Source organism: Amycolatopsis kentuckyensis (assembly GCF_002155975.1).
GTDB classification, from domain to species: domain Bacteria; phylum Actinomycetota; class Actinomycetes; order Mycobacteriales; family Pseudonocardiaceae; genus Amycolatopsis; species Amycolatopsis kentuckyensis.
Map to the genome: position 1 here is coordinate 1 of NZ_MUMI01000696.1, position 3,084 is coordinate 3,084.

The following is a 3,084-nucleotide window of genomic DNA, read 5'->3' on the forward strand; positions in this document are numbered from 1 at the left end:
CCGCCCGAACTCCCCGCCGCCGGGCCGGCCCAACTCCGGGCCAGGGGCAACGTTCCCGGCACCGACCGGACCTTCCCGTGCCGCCGGGCCAGTGCGTAGCGGAACAGATCGCCCTGGGCCCGGTCGCGGGCCCGCGGGTGGACGCGCCTGATCACCTCGCCGAACCGCAGTGGCCGGGGCGTTCCGATCCCGCCGTGCCGCGGGAGATCACCGCGGACGAAACCCATCTCGAAGTGGTGACCCCCGTCGTCGTACGCCAGGAGAGCCGGCTCGTCGTACAAGCGTGTCACCGCGTCCGCCGCTGCTCGCTTCACCGGCTTCGGCAGCGATGGCCCGTACGCAACGTCCCAGTACGCCAGCAAGAGTCCCGGATCGTCCGCCCGGCACAGCACCGACGCGATCACCTCCCGCGACACCCCGTGCTCGCCCCGCTCCACCCGCCCGGCCACGAAGGCCGCCGCCCCGACCAGGGCCGGGTAGCGCATCGGAGTCCCCACTCGCAGCCAGCGCAGGAAACCCGGCGCCCACGACGGATCCGCCGTCCGCAGCAGCGCGACGAAACGCTCCCGGTCCGCGCGGGGCCACGCGAAGAACGCGTCCTGGTACGCGGCCCTGGCCAGGACCGTCCGGTACAGCTCCTCGATGACCGCCCCTCCCCCCGTCCGGGCCCGCGAGCGAGGAGTACCGAGACCCGGATCGGCTCCGGGCTGGTCGTCGGCGGGCGGTGAGGGGATACACCCGGCACCCCTCCACTCGCTCCGGGATCGCGACCCACAGCCACGCACCGGAACTCCTCGCTCGCGGGCCCCGCGAGCGTAGCGGCGGGGTCCGACAAAAACCGGCTAGATCAGCTTCGCCGCCACGTTGTACGCCTCCACCAGCAGTTTCGCGTTCGGCACCCGGCGACGGGGCTCGACGCGGACCGTGCGGCTCTCCCCCGGCAGCAGCCAGAAGTAATTGTCGGCGTAGCGGGTCGGCAGGACACGGTCAATCCCGTTCTTCTCCCGCAGCGACAGCCGGATCATCGCTGCCACCGTGCGGCCGTCGTTGCGGATCGTCGCCGTGTACGCGTCTCCGTCCGGCCGCAGTGACGTCGTCAGGCGCGCGCCCGGGAGCTGGTTGAGCGCGCGCATCGCCTGGTCCGTCCGGTAGCGCCAGTAGGTGTTCTCCGACAGCACCGTCCCCCGGCCGTCGGTCAGGGTCAGCCGGAGCAGGTGCAGGTCCGGCAGGCCGTCGTCGAACGGGACCGGGAACGCCGCCGCGGCCGAAACCGGGGCCACGTCGAGCTTCTGCTGCCGAGCCTGGCCGAGCGCCGTCCCGTCGAGGCCGTACAGCCGGGCCGTCGCGGTCACGCCGGTCAGCGCGGCCGGCGTGTGGTTGACCACCCGCACCTGCCACGTCGTCAGGTCGGCCTGGACGTGCCGGGCCTCGCAGCCCTTGCGCGCGCCGTAGTAGCTGCCGTTGACGTCGAGGTCGTAGTCGTAGGTCTGCCAGACCGTGCTGTGCCACGCCGGGTGCGACATCCACAGCAGCACGCCGGTGGCGTCGTTCCACAGCTTCGCGTTCCACGCCTCGAAGATCGCGCGCATGCTCTCGTAGTTGACGAACTGCGCCTTGCGGCAGAACTCGGCCAGGCTCGTCGACGGCGCCAGCCGCGCGTCGATCGCCGCCAGGTAGCTCTGCGGCGACTGGTTCCCGTTCGTGGACCAGTCGTGCAGGAACCACGGCGCCCCGATCGGCCAGCCCGGGTCACCGGCACCGACCAGGTTGCGCATGCTCTCGACGACCGACACCGTCGGCAGGCCGATCTCGCTCCAGAACCCGGCCTTGCCGCCGGTCGCCTCACCGGTGAAGTACCGCTTCGGGTCCTGCCAGTAGTACGGGCCGTCGCCGGTGATCACGCCGCCCGCCGAATTGCCCTGGTAGAGCAGGTCGGTTTCGGTGTGGACGAGGTCGCGCAGCGCGTTGTCGATCACCGGCGGCGGGGTGCCTTCGTTGCAGCCGAACCAGACGGTCGCGCACGCGTGGTGGCGGTAGCGCAGCACCGTGTCCTTCGCCTGGGCCAGGAAGATGTCGTGGTTGGCCGGGTCGGTCGACCAGCCGTCCCAGAACTCGTTCCACAGCAGGATGCCGTACTTGTCGCAGGCGTCGAACAGCTCCGGCCGGTACGACGACCCGACCCAGTTGCGGATCAGCGTGAAGTTCATGTCGCGGTGCATCGCGACGACGGCGTCGGCCCGCTCGGCCGGCATCCGGCGCAGCAGCTCGTCCCAGCCCCAGCTGCCGCCGCGGGCGAAGATCTTGACGCCGTTGACCAGGAACGTCAGCGGCTTCGGGCTGTTGTCGACCGACGCGGCTTCGGTCCAGGTGTCGCCATCCTGCGACACCTGGATTTCGAAGGTCGCCGCGTAAGCGGTTTCCCAGGTCAGGACCACCCGGTCGAACGCCGTCGCGGTGCCGAGGTCGACCTGCAGCCACTGGTTGTCGCTGTACTCCGACGTCCAGCGCGTGTTCGGGTCGCCGTCGAAGGCGCGCTCGGGCGGGTTGCCGTCGGCCACCGACGACGACCGGGCCGGCTTGCCCTGGGCCAGGTCGGCGCCCGAGCCGTCCGGCACGGACATCGTCCAGAGCGAGAAGCCCCAGCCGGTGGCGCGCTTGAGCCCCTGCATGCGGACGAACCGGGCGTTCTGCGGGCCGAGCTCGACGGTCTGGGTGGCGCGGCCGTCGGCGATGACGATCGGCAGGTCGTAGTGGTAGCCGATCTCGCGCAGGCCGATCTTGACGGTCCGGCGGTCGCTCGTGGTGGCGCCGATCGCCGCGGTCAGCGTGAGGTCGTGGAGGTTCGGGTCGCCGTAGCCGTTGGGCCACCACAGCTTCGCGTTCTCCATCCGCTGCTTCGGGAACACGACGTCGGTGGCCTGCCCGGCCGGGATCGTCACGGTCGCCGCCAGGTTCACCGCGCCGAACGCGGCGGTGACCTTGACGCGCTGGGCGGTCGCGGCGGCGTTGCGCACCGGGACGGTGAGCGTCACCTCGGCGGTTTTCGCGTCGGGCACCTTCGTGTCGACGCGGACGTCGCCGAGC

The 3,084-nt window shown here is 71.4% G+C and carries 1 protein-coding gene and 1 pseudogene; both read right to left on the reverse strand.

Translation table 11 applies throughout. The annotated features are described in order from the left end of the window. Window positions 1-485, reverse strand: a pseudogene (locus CCN39_RS45820) (hypothetical protein); the annotation flags it as partial. 357 nt (window positions 486-842) lie between these two features. After that, window positions 843-3,084 (reverse strand): discoidin domain-containing protein (locus CCN39_RS45825; protein ID WP_208630672.1); only part of this gene is annotated, 2,242 nt, incomplete at its 5' end.